Raw genomic sequence first — 22,767 nt, 5'->3', positions numbered from 1 at the left:
CGTACTTTGTCGAAAAGTATCATTTTTGGTCTTGGTAAATCGACAAAATGCTTTCAGGGTAATTCTTAATTTTTATAGGGACATTCAAAGTTCTTATGGAAATTTTCTTATTCGGCCTATGAAAAAAGGTTGACTGATTTGGGAATCGTTGGTATTATAAGTATCATAAAACAGTGAACAATGTCGAATAATGACGTTTTTGGAACATTGAGAGGAGTAACGATTGTTATGATGAAATCAACAGGAATTGTAAGAAAAGTAGACGAACTTGGACGGGTTGTTATTCCTATTGAATTACGCCGTACACTTGGCATTGGCGAAAAGGACGCACTGGAAATTTACGTTGATGGCGAACGGATTATGCTTAAAAAGTATGAGCCTGCCTGCATTTTCTGTGGCAACGCTGAGAACGTAACTTACTTTAAAGGAAAAATAGTTTGTCATGAATGCATATCTTCCATCCCTACCCCTGTGACAAACTAAATTAAATAGTATATAATAGAACTAATCAAATTGTTAATTCTAACCTTTTCATATCTCCTTGACCTCCCGTGACCGCGGGAGGTATTTTTTATGTCTGGATTTGCCCTCCTGGTTATCCCCTTCCTAAGGGCAATGTGCTTCAAGACGGAACTAGTAATACTTAGTTGTATTTCTTACAGTTATTTTAAATGCTTTTTACCATTAAACGAATTAATTGTATTTTGTACACTTATATTTCCTATATCTCCGTGAAATCAATCCTTTCCACCTTTATAACTGTATGAAGTACAACTAAACGAACAAATACATAAAAAAATTCAAAAATAACTGTACAAAATACATTTAACCCGCAGATAAATCATTCAAGCTCGGGCAGGCCGTTTCCGACAACCCTTAGTTATTCTAAGAATTCGTCTACAACACTTACTCTTCTGCTCTATCAAGCAACGCATTATAAATATCCCGTTTGGCTACACCCCGGTCTGATGCCGCTTTTTTCATAGCCTCTTTCCGTGGTACATCCTGTGCTTCGTAATGAGCTACATGATCTTCAATGCTTAACTGACGCCACCACGCCGATTCTGCGATTTCTGCATCTTCCTTGCTCTCCCCTTCTACGACAATAACATATTCGCCTAGCGGAGGATGTTCAGCCAGCCATAGTGTACATTCCTCAATCGAACCGCGTAGAAACTCCTCATATCTTTTCGTTAATTCACGTGCCAACACAATCTGGCGATTACCGAATGCTTCTTGAAGATGAGCAAGTGTCTTAACTACGCGATGGGGAGATTCGTAGAACAACAAAGTGCCTTGAGCCGAACGAAGTGGACTTAATACTGCTCGGATGTCCTTACGCTCTCGGGGAAGAAAGCCGATAAAGGTGAACGTATTCGTAGATAGACCAGAAGCGATCAAAGCTGACAACGCTGCGTTAGCTCCAGGGATAGGAATCACCGGAATTCCATGACTTATAGCAAGGGCTACAAGATCCGCTCCAGGGTCAGAAATCGCTGGTAAACCGGCATCGCTGACGAGTGCCAAATTTTTTCCTTCTATTATATAGCGTACAAGCTCAGGTCCACTGGCGGCCTTATTATGCTCATGATAACTAAACAACATCGAAGGTGAAATCTCAAAGTGGCTGAGTAATTTTCGGGTCTGTCTCGTATCCTCCGCGGCAATAATATCACATTCCTGTAATGTGCGGACTGCGCGATAGGTCATATCCTCCAGATTACCGATAGGTGTAGCCACCAGAAAAAGCGACCCTATTGTCTCCTGAGTACTGGTATTAGTCTTGTTTTGAAAACTGCTTTGGCATGATATCGTCATGATTTACCCTCTTTAGCACCATAGTAGATGTCCATAATCTCTGGACAGTATTGATTGTCCTCATTATATACGATGAGCGGTGGTTGTAAACGAACCTCAGGCTTTCCATCACGTGCGGCTTCGATTAATACCATATTTGCCTCCAGATGGGCACGTGGATGTACAAACCGAATAATCTTTGGCTCGAGTCTATATTGTCTCATAAGACTGATAATATCAACCAACCGTTGTGGTTTATGAACCATACTTACCTTTCCGCCCGTCCGAACCAATCGCACACAAGCCTGAATGACCTCCTCCAGTGTACAGCCTATCTCATGGCGAGCCATAGCCTGATGGTTGTTCAGCTTCAGATCACTGCCATTAAGCGGCATATAAGGAGGGTTCACCGTTATTGCATCATACACCCCATGTCCTGCGGTAGTATATAACTCGCGCAAATCACCTTCATGAATTACAACCTGATCCTGAAGGCCATTTAGAGCCACGCTACGACGAGCCATATCAGCTAAACGAGGTTGTATTTCAATACCTTCTATAGAAGCTTTTGTCCGGGTAGTCATTAAAATCGGTATTACACCATTTCCCGTACAAAGATCTAGAACTCTTCCACGTGGCGGAACACTGGCGAAACGAGCAAGCAATACAGCATCCATAGAAAAACTAAATACTTCATCACTTTGAATAATGCGCAGATCATGTGTTAGTAAATCATCCACCCGCTCCGTCGGTAACAAGGGGACAGATATATCATTAAAAGAATTCGTCATGTAATAATCTCCTAAAGGTTTTGTTGAGAAAAACTTGCTTCAAAGCCATATGCCTATGGGCTAAAATTCAAAAAAAACCGTAGGATTAATCTCCTACGGCTGGATATCCTCATTTATTAAGAAAAGAAAGACAGAACAGACAGTCACCTTCCGTGCGTAAATGTCCAAAATAAACATTACAGATGTGAAAGCCTTCGTGGTAAAGTCGAGCCAAGTTGTCATAACCTTCCCCGACAACCTCTTCTGTTCCCTCTCCGGTAGCTAAAAGAGCTTCCGCCTCCGCAGAATCTACGGTAGGATCCAAAGGTGCATCCCGCTTTAAAATTTTGCGAAGCTGTTCATTCTCCAGAGTTAACCTCTGGTTAGCTTCCATCAGTTCTTTTACCGTCTGTTTCCATTCTCCAAGATTGGCGCGCATCGTTTCCATCTGCGCTTCCATATCCTGCATGTGTGCAAATATATTTTTCTTCTCCAAGTTTCCACCCCGAAAGTAACCTTATATGGTTTACTTGACGACAACATCATCCATTGGAAGTTCCTTAACTTTGCCCACTTCAAACAACTGTACATGAACCGTACGGTTTCCGGCATTGATCCCTACTACTTTGCCATCCCCCAATGAGGTCACGACAATCTTGCCGACCGCTGGCATTTCTTCCTTTACACTCTCATAATTGTCATGCTCAAATTTCAAACAACACATCAGACGTCCACAAAGTCCGGAAATCTTCGTCGGATTAAGTGAAAGGTTCTGATCCTTGGCCATTTTTATGGATACGGGTTCAAAATCCCCTAACCAAGAGGAGCAGCAAAGCACTCGTCCACAAGGTCCAAGTCCACCTAGCATCTTAGCTTCATCACGTACCCCAATTTGCCGAAGCTCAATGCGGGTCCGAAAAATACTTGCCAGATCCTTAACCAATTCTCTAAAGTCAACGCGTCCTTCGGCCGTAAAGTAAAATATAATCTTATTACGGTCAAAAGTAAACTCTACATCTACGAGCTTCATTTTGAGACCGTGGTCGCGTATTTTATTTAAACAGGTGGTAAAAGCCTCCTTAGCGGCGCTTTTGTTCTCCTCAACAACGCGTGCGTCGGTTTCTCCGGCAATACGCATCACTTTTTTGAGGGGTAGTACAACATCGGACTCCTCCACCTCTTTTTTGCCTACGACAACCTTACCGTATTCCACCCCACGTGCTGTCTCAACAATAACACATTGATCTCGTTCAATCGGAAAATCAAGTGGATCAAAATAATATATTTTACCCGCTTTTTTAAAACGGACACCTACTACGCTGTACAAAAATTAACCCCCTTGTTTGCCGGTAAAAGGAACCTATGGGCATGTCCGCTCCCTGATGATCCATGCTTGTCCTTCCTCGTCTGTTAAAACGATACTTCCAGGTAAAGCGACATCCGGAGGATATATCATTGCTAATCCTTTAACTTTCCAGTCGGATTAAGAACTGCTCCAGACACAACTGGGCATTGGCATTGGAACGCAGCTTCTTAGTACTCTCTGCAGCATATCCCATATAAGCCACCCATTGTTCCGCACTGCGCCCACGGGCATGCCTGGAAATAAAGTCTAACTGATCTATAAAAACGATACTTTCGTGCTTACGGTACAGGAAGTAGAGCATATCTTTAAACCATAGATGGAACATGCTGAAAAGGATATCCAAATGTTCAGCGAGCCCAGTCTTGAACAGCTTCTGCCCGGCAGTTGCTACCGTGGAGCTGCCCTTGCTTAAGGACTCCTTAGCTAATTGTAACACTAGATTTCTCATTTCTGCAAACCAATTCTGTTCCAAAAGTTCCCTGCAACCATCAAGTCCCGAACTAAGTGATACTGCACATCGAGCTAAGGGGATCGGCACACCCTCACTTGCTAGCGCTTGAAGCATAATATCCGGATTTAACGGACTAAATGGGATCCGCTGAGTCCGTGACTGAATCGTCGGCAATAAAGAACGACTATTATCAGATATTAGGATTCCTACTGCCGGAGCTGGCGGTTCTTCCAGAAACTTCAACAAACTATTGGCAGCTTGTACCGTCATTTTGTCTGCCCCATCTATAATATAAACCTTTGGATTCACACCCTCAGATCGATAGGAAAAGACACGCTGCAGCTCACGGATCTGGTCTATTTTTATGCTTGCACCGTCGGGCTGCAGCAATGACAAATCAGGATGGTTTCCATGCTCAACCTTTCGGCACTCTAGACATTCGCCACAGGCGTCATCCTTGCTTTCCGTGCAAAAAATTGCTTGGGCAAACATCAGCGCCGTCTTCATTTGTCCACTGCCTGCTGGTCCTGTAAATAAATAAGCATGGCTCACAGCATCCTTGCGCAAGGCATTTTGGAGTAGCCGTTTAGCATGCTCCTGGCCTACTATATCATGAAAAGGCATAATTTCCTCCCAAAACTTTAAAAAGAAAGGTTGATTAACAACCCACGAATTTCTCCAACACGTCCCAACAGATCTATTCGGCCCTGCTCACTATTCAGCAGATCGTCTGCCATAGATAGCAAAGCCGCATCAATTTCCTCAAGCAGCTTGTAACGCTTACCCCGCCCACGTCTATCCCATCCACGTGTCTCTTTCAGTATAACGCCTCTACGAGCGGTTTCTTCCAGAAACCTTTTGATCATCATCCGGTAAATGGTGAGTTCACGAATGGTCATAGACTTAGATAAACGGTCGCCTTGTGACTGTATTTCTTTGATCTGGCGGTTTAGTTCATCTTTGGTTTTCTGTTCACCTTGCTGCTGAAAAACGTCAGAGAACGATTTCTGCTGAACAGGCTTATTAGCCCCTTCTGCATTTGGAAGCTCACTCTTTAAGGGCCTATATCCCGGATTGATCTTCAAAGGTTATCTACCGCCCCTTTTTTGTAAATGACTTGCTCATTTATATTATACTTAATAATGTTCGAAACGATCTACAGGAAGCACGAATACAGTAGCGCCACCGACCTGTACTTCAACAGGGAGCGGTAAATAGGAATCCGTCGTGCCACTCATCGGAGTTACTGGAGTGACTAGTTGTTCACGCACTTTACAGCTGTTACGGATAACGTTCAATACAGCTTCGATCTGACTGTCTTCTACCCCAATCATAAATGTCGTATTTCCCGCCCGCAGAAATCCACCTGTACTTGCGAGTTTGGTAGCACGGAAATTGGCTTTTACTAGCTCACTGGATAACCGGTTACTGTCTTTATCCTGGATAATTGCAATGATCAACTTCATCTTCGCATTCCCTCCCAAAAAAGTTTTATGGAGTATTACTACTTAATGTGTTCTTAGTAGTAACCTCACTTCATAAGCAAACGCTTAGTTATATGCCACTTCTCTTATTATATTAGACAAAACACCCTAAAAACCCTTTAATACTCTCTCTTCAAGAGTTCTCACGATATCTTGTTCTACCAGATGAATAGGGCGGTTTGCATCAAGAACTACTATTCTCTCCGGATTCGCCTTAATTAATAAATGATAACCTTCACGAACCTTCTGATGAAAGGCAAGACTCTCCATATCCAGACGATTGACTTCGCGATCTTGATTGGCCGCAATCCGTGATAATCCAATCTCAGGCTCTACATCCAGATAAAAGGTTAGATCGGGCATGCGATTTCCAATAGCAAAACGGTTAATACTCCACACCTCTTCCATACCTAATCCTCTTGCATGTCCTTGATAAACGAGACTGCTGTCTACAAAGCGGTCACAGAGGACTGTAAGCCCTTCTCTAAGAGCTGGCTCTACTACTTCAGCGAGATGTTGGCTTCTTGATGCAGCGTACAGCAATGCCTCTGTACGTGCATCCATTGCAGTATGGGCAGGATCCAGAATAATAGAGCGAATTTTTTCGGCGATTTCTATGCCTCCAGGTTCACGTGTAATTCGATAGGGCATGGACCGATTCTGCAAATATGCTGCTACTCTTCCCAGAACCGTTGTTTTTCCGGAGCCTTCGCCCCCTTCTAATGTTATAAAGAAACCTTCTTTGCCCACTTATACTTCTCCGCCCTTCTGAATGTTGTATACCTTAATACGCTGTAAGACCGGATCAGCACAAGCCTGGAACTTCGCGCCTCCATAAGCTAAACCAGTCAGTCTTTGCTGTATCTGATCTGTGATGACCTCACCCGGATATAATAATGGAATGCCTGGTGGATAGGGAATTACCATTTCTGCAGCTACTCTCCCCACGCTGTGTTCAAGATTAATACTTTCTACCTCATTGGCTGACACCGGCTTCAAAGAGAAGGGAACAGGTGCTGAGATTTGTAAAACATTCAAATTGTTCCACGTGGAAATATTTCGAGATTCTGAAATGCCTGCGGTGTACGGTGATTCGGATGTAACCTCCGAATCTATTTCCTGCAGCGCCTGCAATAACCTTGCTGCATCTTCAGCCTTCGAACCGAGGCTGAACAGCAGCACTACGTGCCGGTCGTCACTCATCTCCGGCACACAGCCCTTAGCCTCGAGCCTGCGCTGCAGCTCGAAACCGCCTAGGACCCCGGTGGCGTCATAAATGACGACTTTGAAGGGGTCCTGCGTCTCGTACGCCGCCCTATGCAGCGGCGTACCGTCGTGCAGCGGCTCTGCCGGCTGCACCAATCCATAGCGCGGCAGCTCGGCAAGGCCGCGCCGCAGGACATCCACGGCGGCCAGCCCCGCCGTGAAAGCCTCGCTGCCCCGGCTGTGCAGCAGCCGCCGGGCAAGATCAAGCGACGCCATCATAGGATATGATGGGCTGGAGCTCTGCACCATGGCGAGCCGCTGCGAGAGCAGGGCGCGGTCGAGCCGCTGCCCTTGAACATGCAGCATAGCGCCCATGGTCATCGCAGTGAGCATCTTGTGCGTGGACTGCACTACGCCGTCTGCGCCACAAGCAAGCGCCCCGGCAGGCAGTGCCGGGTGCTGCCCGTAATGCGCCCCATGCGCTTCATCGACAAGCAGCGGTACACCGCTGTCGTGGCAAATACGCGCGAGGGGCGCAAGATCACTGCCCATGCCGTAGTAATTGGGCATGGTGACAAATACAGCGGCGGCTTCCGGATAGGCTGCAAGTGCAGCCTCAACAGCTTCTGCCGCCGGCGCTACTGCCAAGCCGCTGAGTGGATCAATTAGCGGCTCGACGAAAACAGCCCTCACTCCAGCTAACATAAGACCATGAATCACTGATTTATGCACATTTCGTTGAAGAATCAGAATCATTCCTGGCTCGGGGCAAGCCGTTAGAATCAGCGCCAGGTTACCCGCCGTACTTCCGCCAACTAGAAAAAAACTCTCCTCTGCTCCAAAGCAATCCGCAGCCAACTCCTGTGCTTCCTTAATGACTCCCTCAGGATGATGAAGATCATCCGTGCCGGTAATCTCCGTGACATCGTACTTCATGACCTCATCTAGAAACCCAGCGCCTTCTACGCCGTCATATGCCGCTCCATTTTTATGTCCCGGCACATGATAAGATATATTACCCACAATTCTATATTGCTCCAGCATTTCGTATACAGGTGCCCTACATCGTTGTAATTTATTCATATTAAATTCCTTCCCATAGGGTTCCTTCTATTTTAACGTAAATATTCAGAAACTCCTATGTTTCCTCATAAAAGCATCTGACTGAACAGCAAAACGGCTCCCCCCGCTTAAACAACGAGGAAGCCGTATATGAATATCTCTAATGCAGCCCTTATATCTTTCATCCAGACTGCTCTCTTATCCGCATCACTTAACAGAGTTACTCTACTTAAGCGTTCTTTTGCAATCCGATCTTCTTCATCTGGCCAATAAAAAAACGGTACTTAGCATCTTCTGCCTCGGTACGGATCATTTCCGCCTCACAATCCTCACAAATAAAATGCGAGACAATCACAATACCTTCTTCTTTTTCCTGCCCACAAATGATACAAGCTTGCCCGGTTTGCTGTTCCATAACCATCCCACCTTGACTCTTTTAAGAACAGTATGATACACCTTCTATCATTTTAAACCTTTTCATAGTTTTTTCATATCCTTCGTTTCGTGTATTATATATATTCCGCTGCCCCTATATCGGTGAATATTCGCCCATAGTTTAATAAAATGCTTTCATTCGCCGATATTAAGAACATATGAATCTGTGAGGAGGTTAGTCTATTTTATATGGAACCCAACACCAAAGGCGCTGCTACATTCTATCAATATAAATTAATCAAAAAAATTAATCTAACGGCACCTCTGCTGCGTGTTTATATTTTGCTCCCTCTTTTGGTCCTTGTGCTCGAGACAGTCTTTCTTTCTTGGTGGAGTATTCTCTACTTAATTATAGCTGCTCCGGTTATGTTCTGGGTTCAATATGTTATTTCACGCTCAGTACTTCTAATCTCCGGGCATCCTATTTCAAAAAGATGGTCCATCTCATTTAAAATCCCGTGGCTTGGCTTCATGCCAGATCAACACATTAGTTACCGCATTTTCCGTAAAGTACAGTTACATAATTTTTATATTGGTCTTTGTATTGCAGCTCTCTTTATTTTTTGGTCTCCACCGGCATTTACAGTATCCCTGATTATTTGCCACTTGTGGCTTTTACTGCCCCGTCTCTATACACTGTTCAAAATAAATCAACGCAACAAGGAAGGCATGCTGAAGTTTAATCCATCCGATGCCTCCTATTACTCTCAATAGAGTACAGTTAACCTATGTTCGCATATAAATAAATAATCGCCATCCATAAAGGACGGCGATTATTTATTTTGTCTTAAGACCTTTAATTAAGGCCTTCTTTTCTTTAGGAATCATAACTATAAAATAATCATCATGCACTGTTAAATGAACCGTTACTCCATCCTTCTGAAAAACACCAGATGAATCGGTATTCTCCTCTTCCTGTTCAACCCATCCCCAGGCCTTAATAGTATCCATATACTCCTCTGGGATGCCGTTCTTCTCCTTTAATCCAGGTAAAGAATAACGCACATAATCCATAGCAACGTTTGTCGTAGTCTGGTCTGGTGAGTACGCCTCTTGGGGCACAGGGAAATTTTTCTCGTTTAGCGCACCCTCAAAAGCATCCCAGCTGGGCGCTTTCGTACCGCAGCCTGCCAGTATTAAAGCTACTATACACGAAAAAATTAATATCTTAATAATTCTTGTTTGTTTCATGCCTTAAATCCTCCTTACCTCCACAATGCATCTAAAGACACAAGAAAATTCAAAGTTAGAATTTATGAGTAGTTCCTTCGTATTAGAGATGTTGCTTATTATTTGCACTTATCTATTATACTTGTATCGACCTCAGCGTCGGTAACAAAAATGTCACTCAATTACAGCCCCTTCAGATGTTGTACTCCCCTTCAAATAACACTCTTGTCCAAAAAAAACAAAAAAGCCACTGCTGATAAATCAACAATGGCTTAATGTGCTTGGCAACGTCCTACTCTCCCAGGACCCTTCGGTCCAAGTACCATCGGCGCTGGAGGGCTTAACGGTCGTGTTCGGGATGGGTACGCGTGGAACCCCTCCGCTATCGCCACCAAACATGCGTCTGTGAAACAGACGCTGCCGCGTGAAATTCGGTTCTTCACCAGAAGTGAGAATGAATTTCTAAGCGTATTTCAGGCTTGATGCCTGAAAACTGAATCCGAAACGAATCTGCATTCTACGTATAGGATAAGCCCTCGACCGATTAGTATTGGTCAGCTCCATGCATTGCTGCACTTCCACCTCCAACCTATCTACCTCGTCGTCTTCAAGGGGTCTTACTAATTGGGAAATCTCATCTTGAGGGGGGCTTCACGCTTAGATGCTTTCAGCGCTTATCCCGTCCGTACGTAGCTACCCAGCCATGCTCCTGGCGGAACAACTGGTGCACCAGCGGTACGTCCATCCCGGTCCTCTCGTACTAAGGACAGCTCCTCTCAAATTTCCTGCGCCCACGACAGATAGGGACCGAACTGTCTCACGACGTTCTGAACCCAGCTCGCGTACCGCTTTAATGGGCGAACAGCCCAACCCTTGGGACCTACTTCAGCCCCAGGATGCGATGAGCCGACATCGAGGTGCCAAACCTCCCCGTCGATGTGGACTCTTGGGGGAGATAAGCCTGTTATCCCCAGGGTAGCTTTTATCCGTTGAGCGATGGCCCTTCCATGCGGTACCACCGGATCACTAAGTCCGACTTTCGTCCCTGCTCGACTTGTAGGTCTCGCAGTCAAGCTCCCTTATGCCTTTGCACTCTGCGAATGATTTCCAACCATTCTGAGGGAACCTTGGAACGCCTCCGTTACTCTTTAGGAGGCGACCGCCCCAGTCAAACTGCCCGCCTGACACGGTCCCCGTACCCGGTAAGGGTACTAGGTTAGAACCTAGATACGATCAGGGTGGTATCCCAACGGCGCCTCCACCGAAGCTTGCGCTCCGATTTCTACGGCTCCCACCTATCCTGTACAGATCGTACCCAAATTCAATATCAAGCTGCAGTAAAGCTCCATGGGGTCTTTCCGTCTTGTCGCGGGTAACCTGCATCTTCACAGGTATTAAAATTTCACCGGATCTCTCGTTGAGACAGCGCCCAAGTCGTTACGCCATTCGTGCGGGTCAGAATTTACCTGACAAGGAATTTCGCTACCTTAGGACCGTTATAGTTACGGCCGCCGTTTACTGGGGCTTCGGTTCATAGCTTCGGGTTACCCCTAACCACTCCCCTTAACCTTCCAGCACCGGGCAGGCGTCAGCCCGTATACTTCGCCTTGCGGCTTCGCACAGACCTGTGTTTTTGCTAAACAGTCGCTTGGGCCTTTTCACTGCGGCCCCCTCGTGCTATTCACACTACCGGGGCACCCCTTCTCCCGAAGTTACGGGGTCATTTTGCCGAGTTCCTTAACGAGAGTTCTTCCGCGCGCCTTAGAATTCTCTTCTCGCCTACCTGTGTCGGTTTGCGGTACGGGCACCTTCTCCTGGCTAGAGGCTTTTCTTGGCAGTGTGAGATCATGACCTTCGCTACTACAATTTTCGCTCCCCATCACAGCCCAGCCTTAACGATGTGCGGATTTGCCTACACATCAGCCTCACTGCTTAGACGGACATCCATCAGTCCGCGTCACTACCCTCCTGCGTCACCCCATCGCTCATAGCGGATTACGGTGGTACAGTAATTTCAAACTGTTGTCCTTCGACTACGCCTTTCGGCCTCGCCTTAGGTCCCGACTTACCCTGAGCGGACGAGCCTTCCTCAGGAAACCTTGGGCTTTCGGCGGATCAGATTCTCACTGATCTTTTCGTTACTCATACCGGCATTCTCACTTGTGTAGTGTCCAGCGCTCTTTTCAGTACACCTTCAACCCCTACACAACGCTCCCCTACCCCAGATGCAAAGCATCTAGCCATAGCTTCGGTGGTGTGTTTAGCCCCGTTACATTTTCGGCGCAGAGTCACTCGACCAGTGAGCTATTACGCACTCTTTCAATGGTGGCTGCTTCTAAGCCAACATCCTGGTTGTCTGTGCAACTCCACATCCTTTCCCACTTAACACACACTTGGGGACCTTAGCTGATGGTCTGGGCTGTTTCCCTTTTGACAATGGATCTTAGCACTCACTGTCTGACTCCCGGCAATAAGTATATGGCATTCGGAGTTTGACTGAGCTTGGTAATCCTTGCGGACCCCGCACCCAATCAGTGCTCTACCTCCACTACTCTTATACCGAGGCTAGCCCTAAAGCTATTTCGGGGAGAACCAGCTATCTCCGAGTTCGATTGGAATTTCTCCGCTACCCCCACCTCATCCCCGCACTTTTCAACGTACGTGGGTTCGGGCCTCCAGTGCGTGTTACCGCACCTTCACCCTGGACAGGGGTAGATCACACGGTTTCGGGTCTACGTCCACATACTAATTCGCCCTATTCAGACTCGCTTTCGCTGCGGCTCCACCTTCTCGGCTTAACCTTGCATGTTAAACGTAACTCGCCGGTTCATTCTACAAAAGGCACGCCATCACCCATTAATAGGGCTCTGACTTTTTGTAAGCACACGGTTTCAGGTTCTATTTCACTCCCCTTCCGGGGTGCTTTTCACCTTTCCCTCACGGTACTGTTTCACTATCGGTCGCCAGGTAGTATTTAGCCTTAGCAGATGGTCCTGCTGGATTCATACGGGGTTTCACGTGCCCCGCACTACTCGGGATCCGTCTCGGAGAGAATACAGTTTAGGTTACAGGGCTTTTACCTCTATCGCGGGCCTTTCCAGACCTCTTCACCTACCATATTCCTTTGTAACTCCATGTGAGACGTCCCACAACCCCTAAGAGCAAGCTCTTAGGTTTAGGCTGTTCCGCGTTCGCTCGCCGCTACTGACGGAATCACTATTGTTTTCTCTTCCTCAGGGTACTTAGATGTTTCAGTTCCCCTGGTCTGCCTCTACACACCCTATGTATTCAGGTATGAGTAACTGCGAATTACCACAGCTGGGTTTCCCCATTCGGACACCCCCGGATCAAAGCTTGCTTACAGCTCCCCGAGGCAGTTTCGTTGTTCGCCACGTCCTTCGTCGGCTCCTGGCGCCTAGGCATCCTCCGTGTGCTCTTATTAGCTTAACCTTGATTTTTCCGCAGGAAAATATCATACGATGACATTCTCTTTGGAATCATCTCACTAATAACATTTACTTGTTTGCACAAGTTGCTAAAAGATGTTCTAAAACGCAAATTCGTTTCGGTATCCAGTTTTCAAGGATCAAGTCTTACTTGAGAGCTTAAACTCTCAAAACTGAGCAACGAGTGAGTAACAGGCCTAAACCTGAGTTTTGGAAGCTTAGCTTCCGATTTGAATGTCCTCATTGCAGAGAACGATTCTCCATAGAAAGGAGGTGATCCAGCCGCACCTTCCGATACGGCTACCTTGTTACGACTTCACCCCAATCATCTACCCCACCTTCGGCGGCTGGCTCCCTTGCGGGTTACCCCACCGACTTCGGGTGTTGTAAACTCTCGTGGTGTGACGGGCGGTGTGTACAAGACCCGGGAACGTATTCACCGCGGCATGCTGATCCGCGATTACTAGCAATTCCGACTTCATGCAGGCGAGTTGCAGCCTGCAATCCGAACTGAGACCGGCTTTGATGGGATTGGCTCCACCTCGCGGCTTCGCTTCCCGTTGTACCGGCCATTGTAGTACGTGTGTAGCCCAGGTCATAAGGGGCATGATGATTTGACGTCATCCCCACCTTCCTCCGGTTTGTCACCGGCAGTCACTCTAGAGTGCCCAGCTTAACCTGCTGGCAACTAAAGTTAAGGGTTGCGCTCGTTGCGGGACTTAACCCAACATCTCACGACACGAGCTGACGACAACCATGCACCACCTGTCTCCTCTGTCCCGAAGGCCGCTGCTATCTCTAGCAGATTCAGAGGGATGTCAAGACCTGGTAAGGTTCTTCGCGTTGCTTCGAATTAAACCACATACTCCACTGCTTGTGCGGGTCCCCGTCAATTCCTTTGAGTTTCAGTCTTGCGACCGTACTCCCCAGGCGGAGTGCTTACTGTGTTAACTTCGGCACCAAGGGTATCGAAACCCCTAACACCTAGCACTCATCGTTTACGGCGTGGACTACCAGGGTATCTAATCCTGTTTGCTCCCCACGCTTTCGCGCCTCAGCGTCAGTTACAGCCCAGAAAGTCGCCTTCGCCACTGGTGTTCCTCCACATATCTACGCATTTCACCGCTACACGTGGAATTCCACTTTCCTCTTCTGTACTCAAGCCACCCAGTTTCCAGTGCGACCTCAGGTTGAGCCCAAGGTTTAAACACCAGACTTAAATAGCCGCCTGCGCGCGCTTTACGCCCAATAATTCCGGACAACGCTTGCCCCCTACGTATTACCGCGGCTGCTGGCACGTAGTTAGCCGGGGCTTTCTTCTCAGGTACCGTCACTCCGGTAGCAGTTACTCTACCGGACGTTCTTCCCTGGCAACAGAGCTTTACGATCCGAAAACCTTCATCACTCACGCGGCGTTGCTCCGTCAGGCTTTCGCCCATTGCGGAAGATTCCCTACTGCTGCCTCCCGTAGGAGTCTGGGCCGTGTCTCAGTCCCAGTGTGGCCGTTCACCCTCTCAGGTCGGCTACGCATCGTCGCCTTGGTGGGCCGTTACCCCACCAACTAGCTAATGCGCCGCAGGCCCATCCCTCAGTGACAGATTGCTCCGTCTTTCATTCTTCTCTCAGGAGAAAAAAGAAATTATCCGGTATTAGCTACCGTTTCCGGTAGTTATCCCAGTCTGAAGGGCAGGTTGCCTACGTGTTACTCACCCGTCCGCCGCTAAGTTACTTTGAAAGCAAGCTTTCAAAGTAACTCCGCTCGACTTGCATGTATTAGGCACGCCGCCAGCGTTCGTCCTGAGCCAGGATCAAACTCTCCAATTAGTATTGAAAAGAGCGATATGCTCATTTTGAAACATCTGACGAGAAAATTAATTCTCTAATTTTGGATTTCACTTACGTGATTTCCTACTCACTCGTTGTTCAGTTTTCAAAGATCAAGTTCTCGTTGGCGCCGTTTAATGTCTCAGCAGCAACTCTTATACTATATCATGTTCGGCTATTTAATGTCAAGCTCTTTTTTTAACTTCTTTTTCGAGCTCGGCATGTGTACTTCTTGGCCGGACTTAGAATATATCATGTATGGAGATGCATTGCAAGAGTTTTTTTATATATAATCAAATGCATAAAACATCATCTATGTATTATCGTATTATAATAACTACCTCCCCTTATCATCTAATTATCTAGAAAGTAAAAAAACAACTGCAGAAGATAACAGTTGTTTTTTAGAAGAAGCTTAGACGATTCTAGATTAATTCCGCTTCCTTCGCTCCAGTAATTACGGCAATGATATTGCTTCGAAGTGCCTCCGCATTGTGCGCTTCATATGGATCCACTTTGAAAACAACAGCATCTGCAATAAAACCTTCTGCAATTTGTCCCAGCTCGTTACCGCTCCCCAGAATATCTGCAGCACTTTTAGTCGCAGCCTGCCACGCTTCTCTCCGAGTTAAGCCATAATCAATCAATGTATCCAGTTCTTGAAGGTTATAGCCATGTAGTGCAGGTGTGGCATAATCTGTACCGAATCCAATACGAACGCCTTCTCTTTTTGCATAATGAATGGCCTTGGAATGACATTCGGCAGCGCGGGCAGCTCGGTCGCAAATGATCGGGTTCAACGCTAGAACGCCTTTTGGGTCTGCAGCAATACGATAAATTGATGTGGTGGGTACAAACGCTACCCGCGAGTTAGCAAGTCTTCCTGCCTGATCCTCAGTTAGAAACATCCCATGCTCTATTGATTCCACGCCGGCCTGGATGGACCAGTCTATCGTCACTCCGCCCCAGGTATGAACCAGTACCTTCTTATCATGGGCATGTGCATTACGAACAATGAACGAGAACTCTTCTTCGGAAAAGATCGGGTCAACGACTTTCTCGGTAGGTGCTCCAAGCCCGCCTGTGGCCATGATTTTTATCCAACCCGCTCCTGTAGCAAAGATTTCCGCCATGCGTTGTTCTAAATGCTTGAGACCACGGGCATCTGCTGCTCCAATCATATCGCTACTGGTCTGCACTCTTAATGGATGCTGATATTGCTGAACAAGATGCTGCACTGTGCTCGGCAGAATCCCACCTGCATCACGGGCAGTCGTTACACCCGTTCTAAGAGTAGCTTCAAAAGCTTGTGCCTGCATAATTTCGATCTCGTTGGCATCGCGCTTCAATTGATCAAAGTGGTCAAAATCTGTCCAAGCTAAATGCGTATGTAGATCAATAATACCCGGACTTAGCCACAGATCTGTTCCTGCAAGATTTGACTCTACTTGATGCGGCTCCGCTTCAGTAATGGATGAAAAACGACCATCCTTTATCACGACATCAAAACGTCTGCCTTCGATACCTGCTATAAAAATATCATTGAACGTCTGCAGCTCTGGATGCTTATGAATCATCTTCATTCCCCCCATGCCAGCCGAACAGCTGCTAATGCCTGAACTGGGTCTTGTTTCAACAGTTCGGCAAGCGTGGATATAGCCTTCTCCACACTTTGCCGCTCAGCATTCGTTCCAAAATGGTTGATCCGTAGAAGATGGCCAAATAATTCTCCGTCTCCGGGAGCCACAATGCCTATAGGCTGCTCAATCCGCAACTCTTGCTTTCCAGAAATCCGCACCGTTGTAGTCAGCGTAGAATAATGTCTGCTGTCCTTTTGCCAAGGCTCAAGCCCCAAGGATTTAATACCAGCTACAGCAGCTGCTGCGGCTCGCTCATGGCGTTTGATTACTTGATCCAATCCTTCTTCTTCAATTCGTGTCAAAGCTTGAGTCAAGGCTCTAGCCTCCAGCGTAGGAATGTTTGGGGCAACCCGCAATGGCGCGGCGTCTCCCAGTGATGGCTTCAGATCCAGCAAGGATAAAATAGAATTGCGTGGAGCATTTTCATTCGACTCAAGAAATTCCCAGCCACGTGGAGAAATACTTACGGCACTAACACCGTTGGGTCCAGCTAAGGCTTTTTGCGCACCTATAACTGCAAAATCAACGGACCATTCATCCACCAGCAGGGCCTCTCCCCCAACCGCAGATACGGAGTCCGACACAGTAATTAGATTGAATTCTTTTGCAATTTCAAATATTTCTTTAGCAGGATTAGAGCCTCCAGTAACCACTTCAGCTTGAACAAAAGAAAGGGCACAAGGTTTAAACTCCTTAATCGCAGAAGCAACTTGGTCGCTAGTGACCACTTCATCAAAAGGAACCTTTACTTCAACAACCGTTGCTCCACCCCGCTCAAGCCATTTTCCAAATAAACTTCCATAAGGACCTGTTACTATATTTACAATGGTTCGACCGGGTGCAGCTATTCCGGCGGCTACCGCCTCGATTCCAAGGATTGCCTCAGCCGGAATGATAACTGGAGGGTGCTCAGTAAACAAGACTTTGGAAATTAAATGTGTTAGCTTATTGTACTCAGCCAGTGAAAGTGGCACGTATCCTTTATGTTCTCGGTTCATAAAAAAACCTCCTGATGTACTTTATTTTGGCATTTTCGGAACCGCCGACAACAGCTCATAACTGTATTCATGTTTAGGACGGATGAAGAATTGATCCCGCGGACTCTGCTCCACGAGCTTTCCTTGCCGCATAACTGCTACCGTATCGCTAATTGCATTGATTACTCCTAGATCATGAGAAATAAAAAGCATGGTGAGATTAAGCTCAGCCTTCAGCGTATTGAACAGTTCGAGCACACTAAGCTGCACAGATACATCCAACGCACTTGTAGGTTCATCCGCGATCAGGATGTTTGGCTCAACACTTAATGCACGAGCGATCGCTATCCGTTGACGCTGGCCGCCGGAAAATTCATGTGGGAATTTGTCTAACGCCTTTTGTTCTAAATGAACTTGATTCAAAAGCTCTTTGCATCTTTGTTCAACATCTGTACGCCCCACTATTTTATGAAACAATAAGGGCTCGGAAAGAATTTGCCTAATCGAATGTTTAGGATTTAGCGAAGCATCTGGATTTTGGAAAATCATCTGGATTGTTTTGTGCTGCTCACGGCTTCTTTTCTTTTTTAATTCTTGGGTACCCAACAGAATCTGTCCCTCATTTGGGGCAATCAGTCCAGCAATTACTCGCGCCAGCGTAGATTTCCCTGATCCGGATTCTCCAACAAGCCCAAGGGTGGTGTGCTGCTCAAGATTCAGATTGATACGATCCAGTGCAGTAAAGCCGCCATAATGAACAGTTAAATCTTTTATTTGCAAGGCTAATTCCATGAGTCTCTACTCCCTTCAAGCTCTGGCAAAGGAAGCACCGAATCAATCAGCATCTGTGTGTAAGGGTCTTTCGGATTTTGCAAAATATCAAGAGTATTGCCCTGCTCAACAATCTGCCCCTGTTTCATTACACATAGCCGTGAACACAAGTTTGCTGCAATCGCTAGGTTATGCGTAACAAATACCATGGCAAAACTGAGCTCATGCTGGAGGCTCGTGATCGTCTCAATAATTTGCCGTTGAACCGTGACGTCAAGTGCCGTTGTCGGCTCATCACAGAGAAGTACGCCTGGCTTACACGCCAGTGCCAGAGCGATGACTACCCGTTGACACTGACCGCCTGACAGCTGACTCGGATACCGGTCCTTTTTCTTCAATGACTCGGGGAGACCAAGCCTTTCGAGCAGTTCCAGTGCAATTACCCGCGAAGTCTTACGGCTTACTTTCTGTCTGTAATACACAACTTCAGCCAGTTGTTTGACAACCGTACAGAGCGGATCAAGCGCACCTCTTGGATCTTGAAATACCATCGCACTGCTTACGTCACTTTTAATGGTGCCACCAGTCTGTTCAACACCATTTGGAAGCAAGCCTAAAATTGCACGCAGCGTAAGCGATTTTCCTGATCCCGATTCACCTACTAATCCCAGACTCTCCCCTTTACTCAGCGAAAAACTAACATTATTGACCAATCTCTCATTTGACTTAGCTGCCAGCGATAGCGCCTCTATTTCTAAAATGGGTTGTATAGACATTATTTTTTCCTCCATATGTCTGCCAAACCATCACCTAGGAGCGACAAAGCTATCCCCGTATACACCACTGCAAATCCCGGAACGGCCGAGAGCCACCAAGCTGTAGTGATGAAGGGCTGTCCATCTGAAATCATTGTCCCCCAGTCAGGAGTTGGCGGTGTAATGCCGATACCAAGATACCCGAGTGTAACAATGGCAACAAGCAATCCAATCATATCTGTCATAAGGACGACCACGGCTTGCGGAAGTACATTCGGCAGGAGATGACGCAAAATAATTTTCACTCCTGGTAGCCCTAAGGTTTGAGCGGACGCCACCCATTCCTGATTACGAAAAGAAGCACTAAGACCTCTGACGACACGGGCAAAGACAATCCATCCTACAAAGATAAAAGTAATATAAATGCCTCGTTCTCCTGCTCCACTGGCAAAAGCCACGATAATAACGATCAGATAAAAAGGAAAGGCGATGAATGTATCTGACAACAGCGTAATAACTGTATCGATCCATTTGCCGTAATATCCTGCCAGCATTCCTAGAAATACACCTGTGCAAAAGGGAATGATTTCTGCCAAGACCATGATTTTCAAATCAGTCCTCGCTGCATAAACCAGTCTGGTAAACAGATCACGCCCTAATTGATCAGTTCCCAACCAATGTTCGGCTGACGGAGGCTGTAAAAAGGCACTCAAATTTTGCTCAGAGGGGTCATAAGGACTTATATAAGGTATAAACACAGTCAAGAGAATAAGAGCTGCAAACATAATAATTCCCACTAGAAGTGATGGGGTATTCCAAATTCGCTTTAAGCCGCTTGTTATCTTACCGTCTTCATACAATCGCGAGTCTAGTCTTATAGTTTTCATTGTTTTCCTTTCGTTCTGGGATCAAGCCACCAGGAAATGATTTCAATCAAGAGACTGATGATCACAACAGATAGCGCACAGTAAAGTGCTATTCCTTGAATAACCGGAAAGTCCCGTTTCGAAATTGAAGTGAACAATAAGCTGCCAATTCCCTTAATTCCAAATACCTGCTCAACGACCAAGGTGCCTCCGATTAAATAAGAAATATTCACACCCAGCAGCATTAACGTAGGAAGAGCAGAGTTGCGCAGCACATGTTTAAATAAAATAACCCTGTTTGGTATGCCCGCAGCCTTAAGGGTGACTACAAAATCCGATTCTAACACTTCAAGCATCTGCGCTCTTAATGAACGAACAAGCGTAGGAACCTGTGAAAAAGCAACAGTGATTGCTGGAAGTGCAAGACTATGCAAGGTTCCGACCCACCCTTCACTTACTCCCCCAACAGGGAACCAGCCAAGCCGGACACTAAAGAGCAAAATTAAAAGTAAGCCAACCCAGAAGATTGGCATACCTAGAGTAATTGTAGGAAAAATACGTATCAAATGGTCCAGCAGTTTATCCTTATGCGTAGCGGCTACCGTAGCGAGCAGAAGGGATACGAAAATCGCCAACACACAAGCCATCACGATGAGCAGCAAAGTAACAGGGGCCCGTTGTGTAATCAACTCTCTTGTTGATGTCCCCATAATAATGGAGTTTCCAGTATCTCCTTGAGTAAACAGCGTCTTCACAAATCGGATGAATTGCTCCCATAAAGGGAGGTCCAGCCCAAGAGTATGATGCATACTCTTGAGCGCCTCAGGGGTGCTGTATTCTCCCAAAATCATTTTTGCTGGATCTCCCGGCACGATTCGAATGATGAAAAAGACCGCTATCATTACGCAGAAGATCACTGCCAATGCTTTTATAAGAGATATCAAAAGCCAGTTGTAAGAACCCTTGCTTCCTTTCGGTTGATTTAACACCTGCTTAGGATTCATCATTGGCTGATGCGGACATCTTCGAAACGGGCACTGCCGTTTGGTAGAACAACGAGACCGTCAACTGAAGAACGAATACCTTTTAAAACATCTGGATAGTAAAGCGGAATATAAGGAACTTCATCAGCAAGGGTCTGCAGCAGCTTAGTATAGATTTGTGCACGTTCATCTCCATCCGCAGTTTTTTGTCCCTCATATAGAAGCTTCGTTACTTCATCATTTGTATAATGCGTCCAATATGATTTGCTGAAGCCTTCCGGATCGGTCTGGAAAGCAATAATTGAGTTCGCTTCAGGGGAATCCGCTTGGCCACTGTTCAGCATTGCCGCAAAATCATATGCGAAGAAACGTTCACGGAAAGTGGCAAGTTCAATCGATTCAATCTCAATCTTAATCCCGATCGTTTGGCCCGCTGCCTGAATAATTTGTGCCTCTTGAGCTCTTGTGCTATTACCGGATGCTACAAGTAATTTGGTAGTGAAGCCATTAGGGAAGGCAGATTTGGCAAGCTCCTCCTTGGCTGCTTCGATATTAAAGTTCAGTGCTTTGATTGTATCATTTGCGTTATAAGGAATCGTTGTTGGCAGCAATGAGTTTGCTGTTTGTGCATAACCAAAGGTTAGCGCCTTGGTCAAGCCCTCACGATCAAGCGCCAGCGCCAGAGCGCGACGGACATGCACATCAGAAAAATGTTCATCCAACGTATTAAAGAACAATTGCTCTGTCACCCAACTACCGTTAGTGACTACTTTAGTGTCAGCCCCATCTTTAATCTCATTGGCATTTTGCAGAGCCAAAGATTCAATAGCATTAACTTCTCCAGCCTTCAGCTGGTTAATCGCTTGGCTGTCATCTTCAATCAGCTTATAAACGAGCTTATCAATATAAGGTTTACCTTCTTGCCAGTAGAATGTATTCTTAGTGAAGGTCAGATCACCAGCAGTGTCCCATGTTTCAACAACAAAAGGTCCCGTACCGATCGGTTTCTTGAAGAATTCTTCTTCGGATACTCCGCCGAAATTGTTAGGAAGGATACCATTTGAGAAATTAGATAGCTCCGAGATAAATGGTGTATAAGGCTCTTTAAGTGTAATAACAAGCGTTTTGTTATCTTGCGCTTTGATTGTGTCGACCTTTGCGGATATTGCCAGCGGGCCGCCTACCTTCAAGTGCCGCTCAAGAGAGAATACAGCATCTTCTGCGGTCACATCCGTACCATTGGAAAACTTCAACCCATCACGAAGCTCGAATGTATACGTCAGACCATCTTCACTGATATTATGTGACTTAGCAAGCCAATCTACAATTTCACCTTTGCTGTCAAAAGCGACTAATGATTCAAAAACTTTGTCGATTGCAAAAGCATTGTTGGACGTAATCTGATTATGCAAATCCAGCGAAGTTACAGAAGCAGGTCGTCCATAGACGAAAGTCCCTCCCGTTGCAGGTTCTGCAGTTTGAGGACTTTGAGTTGCCGGACTCGCACTTTCCTGTGCCTCTTTATTTGAATCAGCCTTATTATTAGACCCCGAGCACCCTGCAATTAACATCAATAGCAAAACTGCTATTGCCCCCAACAGAATCGGTTTCTTAATAGATACACTAAAGTACGACATAATTCGCTCCCCCTATAATTCTTATATGTTTAGTATGAATTGTATTATGGGTTAAACACTCTAGTCTGTCAAACATAATTTAATTTGCAACAATCCTTAAGTAAATATACATAACAAAAAGACCACT

20 protein-coding genes and 3 rRNA genes are annotated in these 22,767 nt (G+C 46.2%); 2 read left to right on the top strand and 21 right to left on the bottom strand.

Annotation, left to right across the window (positions count from 1 at the left end; genetic code table 11):
* Positions 1 to 228: 228 nt before the first annotated feature.
* Positions 229 to 483: an AbrB/MazE/SpoVT family DNA-binding domain-containing protein gene (locus NST40_RS00175; RefSeq protein WP_036678829.1), complete on the top strand. Its 255-nt coding sequence runs from the start codon at positions 229 to 231 to the stop codon at positions 481 to 483.
* A 423-nt stretch (positions 484 to 906) separates the two neighbouring features.
* Here the strand turns inward: NST40_RS00175 and rsmI are convergent, their stop codons facing one another.
* From rsmI to NST40_RS00125, 10 genes are all read right to left on the bottom strand, one after another.
* Entirely contained in the window at positions 907 to 1,818 is a 912-nt protein-coding gene (rsmI, locus tag NST40_RS00170; protein WP_076130065.1) for a 16S rRNA (cytidine(1402)-2'-O)-methyltransferase, read from the bottom strand.
* Positions 1,815 to 2,588, bottom strand: coding sequence for a tRNA1(Val) (adenine(37)-N6)-methyltransferase (locus tag NST40_RS00165; protein ID WP_036678833.1), 774 nt, complete (start codon positions 2,586 to 2,588; stop codon positions 1,815 to 1,817). The genes rsmI and NST40_RS00165 overlap by 4 nt, the downstream gene beginning before the upstream one ends.
* Positions 2,589 to 2,697: 109 nt before the next feature.
* Positions 2,698 to 3,063 (bottom strand): DNA replication initiation control protein YabA, encoded by a 366-nt coding sequence (yabA, locus tag NST40_RS00160; RefSeq protein WP_036678835.1) that lies wholly within the window; start codon positions 3,061 to 3,063, stop codon positions 2,698 to 2,700.
* Positions 3,064 to 3,093: 30 nt separating this feature from the next.
* Positions 3,094 to 3,894, bottom strand: a complete 801-nt coding sequence (locus NST40_RS00155; RefSeq protein WP_036678838.1) for a stage 0 sporulation family protein — start codon at positions 3,892 to 3,894, stop codon at positions 3,094 to 3,096.
* A 139-nt stretch (positions 3,895 to 4,033) separates the two neighbouring features.
* Positions 4,034 to 5,008: a DNA polymerase III subunit delta' gene (holB, locus tag NST40_RS00150; protein ID WP_076099912.1), complete on the bottom strand. Its 975-nt coding sequence runs from the start codon at positions 5,006 to 5,008 to the stop codon at positions 4,034 to 4,036.
* Positions 5,009 to 5,025: 17 nt separating this feature from the next.
* Positions 5,026 to 5,469, bottom strand: a complete 444-nt coding sequence (locus NST40_RS00145) for a YaaR family protein (protein ID WP_036678842.1) — start codon at positions 5,467 to 5,469, stop codon at positions 5,026 to 5,028.
* Positions 5,470 to 5,520: 51 nt separating this feature from the next.
* Positions 5,521 to 5,850 (bottom strand): cyclic-di-AMP receptor, encoded by a 330-nt coding sequence (locus NST40_RS00140; protein ID WP_036678844.1) that lies wholly within the window; start codon positions 5,848 to 5,850, stop codon positions 5,521 to 5,523.
* Positions 5,851 to 5,976: 126 nt separating this feature from the next.
* Positions 5,977 to 6,618 (bottom strand): dTMP kinase, encoded by a 642-nt coding sequence (tmk, locus tag NST40_RS00135; RefSeq protein WP_076099910.1) that lies wholly within the window; start codon positions 6,616 to 6,618, stop codon positions 5,977 to 5,979.
* Positions 6,619 to 8,157 carry an aminotransferase class I/II-fold pyridoxal phosphate-dependent enzyme gene (locus NST40_RS00130; protein WP_076277932.1) on the bottom strand — a complete coding sequence of 513 codons (1,539 nt, stop codon included), beginning with the start codon at positions 8,155 to 8,157 and terminating at the stop codon, positions 6,619 to 6,621.
* Positions 8,158 to 8,365: 208 nt separating this feature from the next.
* The gene (locus NST40_RS00125) at positions 8,366 to 8,551 is read right to left on the bottom strand and encodes a sigma factor G inhibitor Gin (protein ID WP_036678851.1); all 186 of its coding nucleotides are present in this window, start codon (positions 8,549 to 8,551) and stop codon (positions 8,366 to 8,368) included.
* A 209-nt stretch (positions 8,552 to 8,760) separates the two neighbouring features.
* Here NST40_RS00125 and NST40_RS00120 point away from each other — a divergent pair, with 209 nt between their 5' ends.
* On the top strand, positions 8,761 to 9,285 hold the full coding sequence (locus NST40_RS00120) for a hypothetical protein (protein ID WP_076194944.1): 525 nt from the start codon (positions 8,761 to 8,763) through the stop codon (positions 9,283 to 9,285).
* Positions 9,286 to 9,348: 63 nt separating this feature from the next.
* On the opposite strand, the gene NST40_RS00115 is transcribed toward NST40_RS00120, so the two are convergent.
* From NST40_RS00115 to NST40_RS00065, 11 genes are all read right to left on the bottom strand, one after another.
* Positions 9,349 to 9,762: a hypothetical protein gene (locus tag NST40_RS00115; RefSeq protein WP_036678856.1), complete on the bottom strand. Its 414-nt coding sequence runs from the start codon at positions 9,760 to 9,762 to the stop codon at positions 9,349 to 9,351.
* A 258-nt stretch (positions 9,763 to 10,020) separates the two neighbouring features.
* A 5S ribosomal RNA gene (rrf, locus tag NST40_RS00110) occupies positions 10,021 to 10,137 on the bottom strand.
* A gap of 128 nt (positions 10,138 to 10,265) precedes the next feature.
* Positions 10,266 to 13,191 (bottom strand): 23S ribosomal RNA (locus NST40_RS00105).
* Between the two features lie 262 nt (positions 13,192 to 13,453).
* Positions 13,454 to 15,011 (bottom strand): 16S ribosomal RNA (locus NST40_RS00100).
* The 16S, 23S and 5S rRNA genes sit together here, the layout of an rRNA operon.
* Before the next feature lie 425 nt (positions 15,012 to 15,436).
* Entirely contained in the window at positions 15,437 to 16,588 is a 1,152-nt protein-coding gene (locus tag NST40_RS00095) for an amidohydrolase family protein (protein WP_342410306.1), read from the bottom strand.
* A gap of 2 nt (positions 16,589 to 16,590) precedes the next feature.
* Entirely contained in the window at positions 16,591 to 17,649 is a 1,059-nt protein-coding gene (locus NST40_RS00090) for an aminotransferase class V-fold PLP-dependent enzyme (RefSeq protein WP_076195264.1), read from the bottom strand.
* A 21-nt stretch (positions 17,650 to 17,670) separates the two neighbouring features.
* Positions 17,671 to 18,420 (bottom strand): ATP-binding cassette domain-containing protein, encoded by a 750-nt coding sequence (locus tag NST40_RS00085; RefSeq protein ID WP_076187689.1) that lies wholly within the window; start codon positions 18,418 to 18,420, stop codon positions 17,671 to 17,673.
* Positions 18,411 to 19,175 carry an ABC transporter ATP-binding protein gene (locus NST40_RS00080; RefSeq protein ID WP_342410305.1) on the bottom strand — a complete coding sequence of 255 codons (765 nt, stop codon included), beginning with the start codon at positions 19,173 to 19,175 and terminating at the stop codon, positions 18,411 to 18,413. Before NST40_RS00080 ends, NST40_RS00085 begins: the two co-directional genes overlap by 10 nt.
* On the bottom strand, positions 19,175 to 20,041 hold the full coding sequence (locus tag NST40_RS00075) for an ABC transporter permease (RefSeq protein WP_139330225.1): 867 nt from the start codon (positions 20,039 to 20,041) through the stop codon (positions 19,175 to 19,177). Before NST40_RS00075 ends, NST40_RS00080 begins: the two co-directional genes overlap by 1 nt.
* Positions 20,038 to 21,027, bottom strand: coding sequence for an ABC transporter permease (locus NST40_RS00070; RefSeq protein ID WP_341088147.1), 990 nt, complete (start codon positions 21,025 to 21,027; stop codon positions 20,038 to 20,040). The genes NST40_RS00075 and NST40_RS00070 overlap by 4 nt, the downstream gene beginning before the upstream one ends.
* A complete protein-coding gene (locus tag NST40_RS00065; RefSeq protein ID WP_076130912.1) occupies positions 21,024 to 22,640 on the bottom strand; it encodes an ABC transporter substrate-binding protein in 1,617 nt (538 codons plus the stop codon). Before NST40_RS00065 ends, NST40_RS00070 begins: the two co-directional genes overlap by 4 nt.
* Between the last annotated feature and the right edge of the window lie 127 nt (positions 22,641 to 22,767).

It is taken from the genome of Paenibacillus sp. FSL R10-2778 (assembly GCF_038593035.1).
Lineage (GTDB): Bacteria > Bacillota > Bacilli > Paenibacillales > Paenibacillaceae > Paenibacillus_AQ > Paenibacillus_AQ odorifer.
Note: the sequence above shows the minus strand (reverse complement) of the source record. Positions and strands in the feature narration are given on the sequence as shown.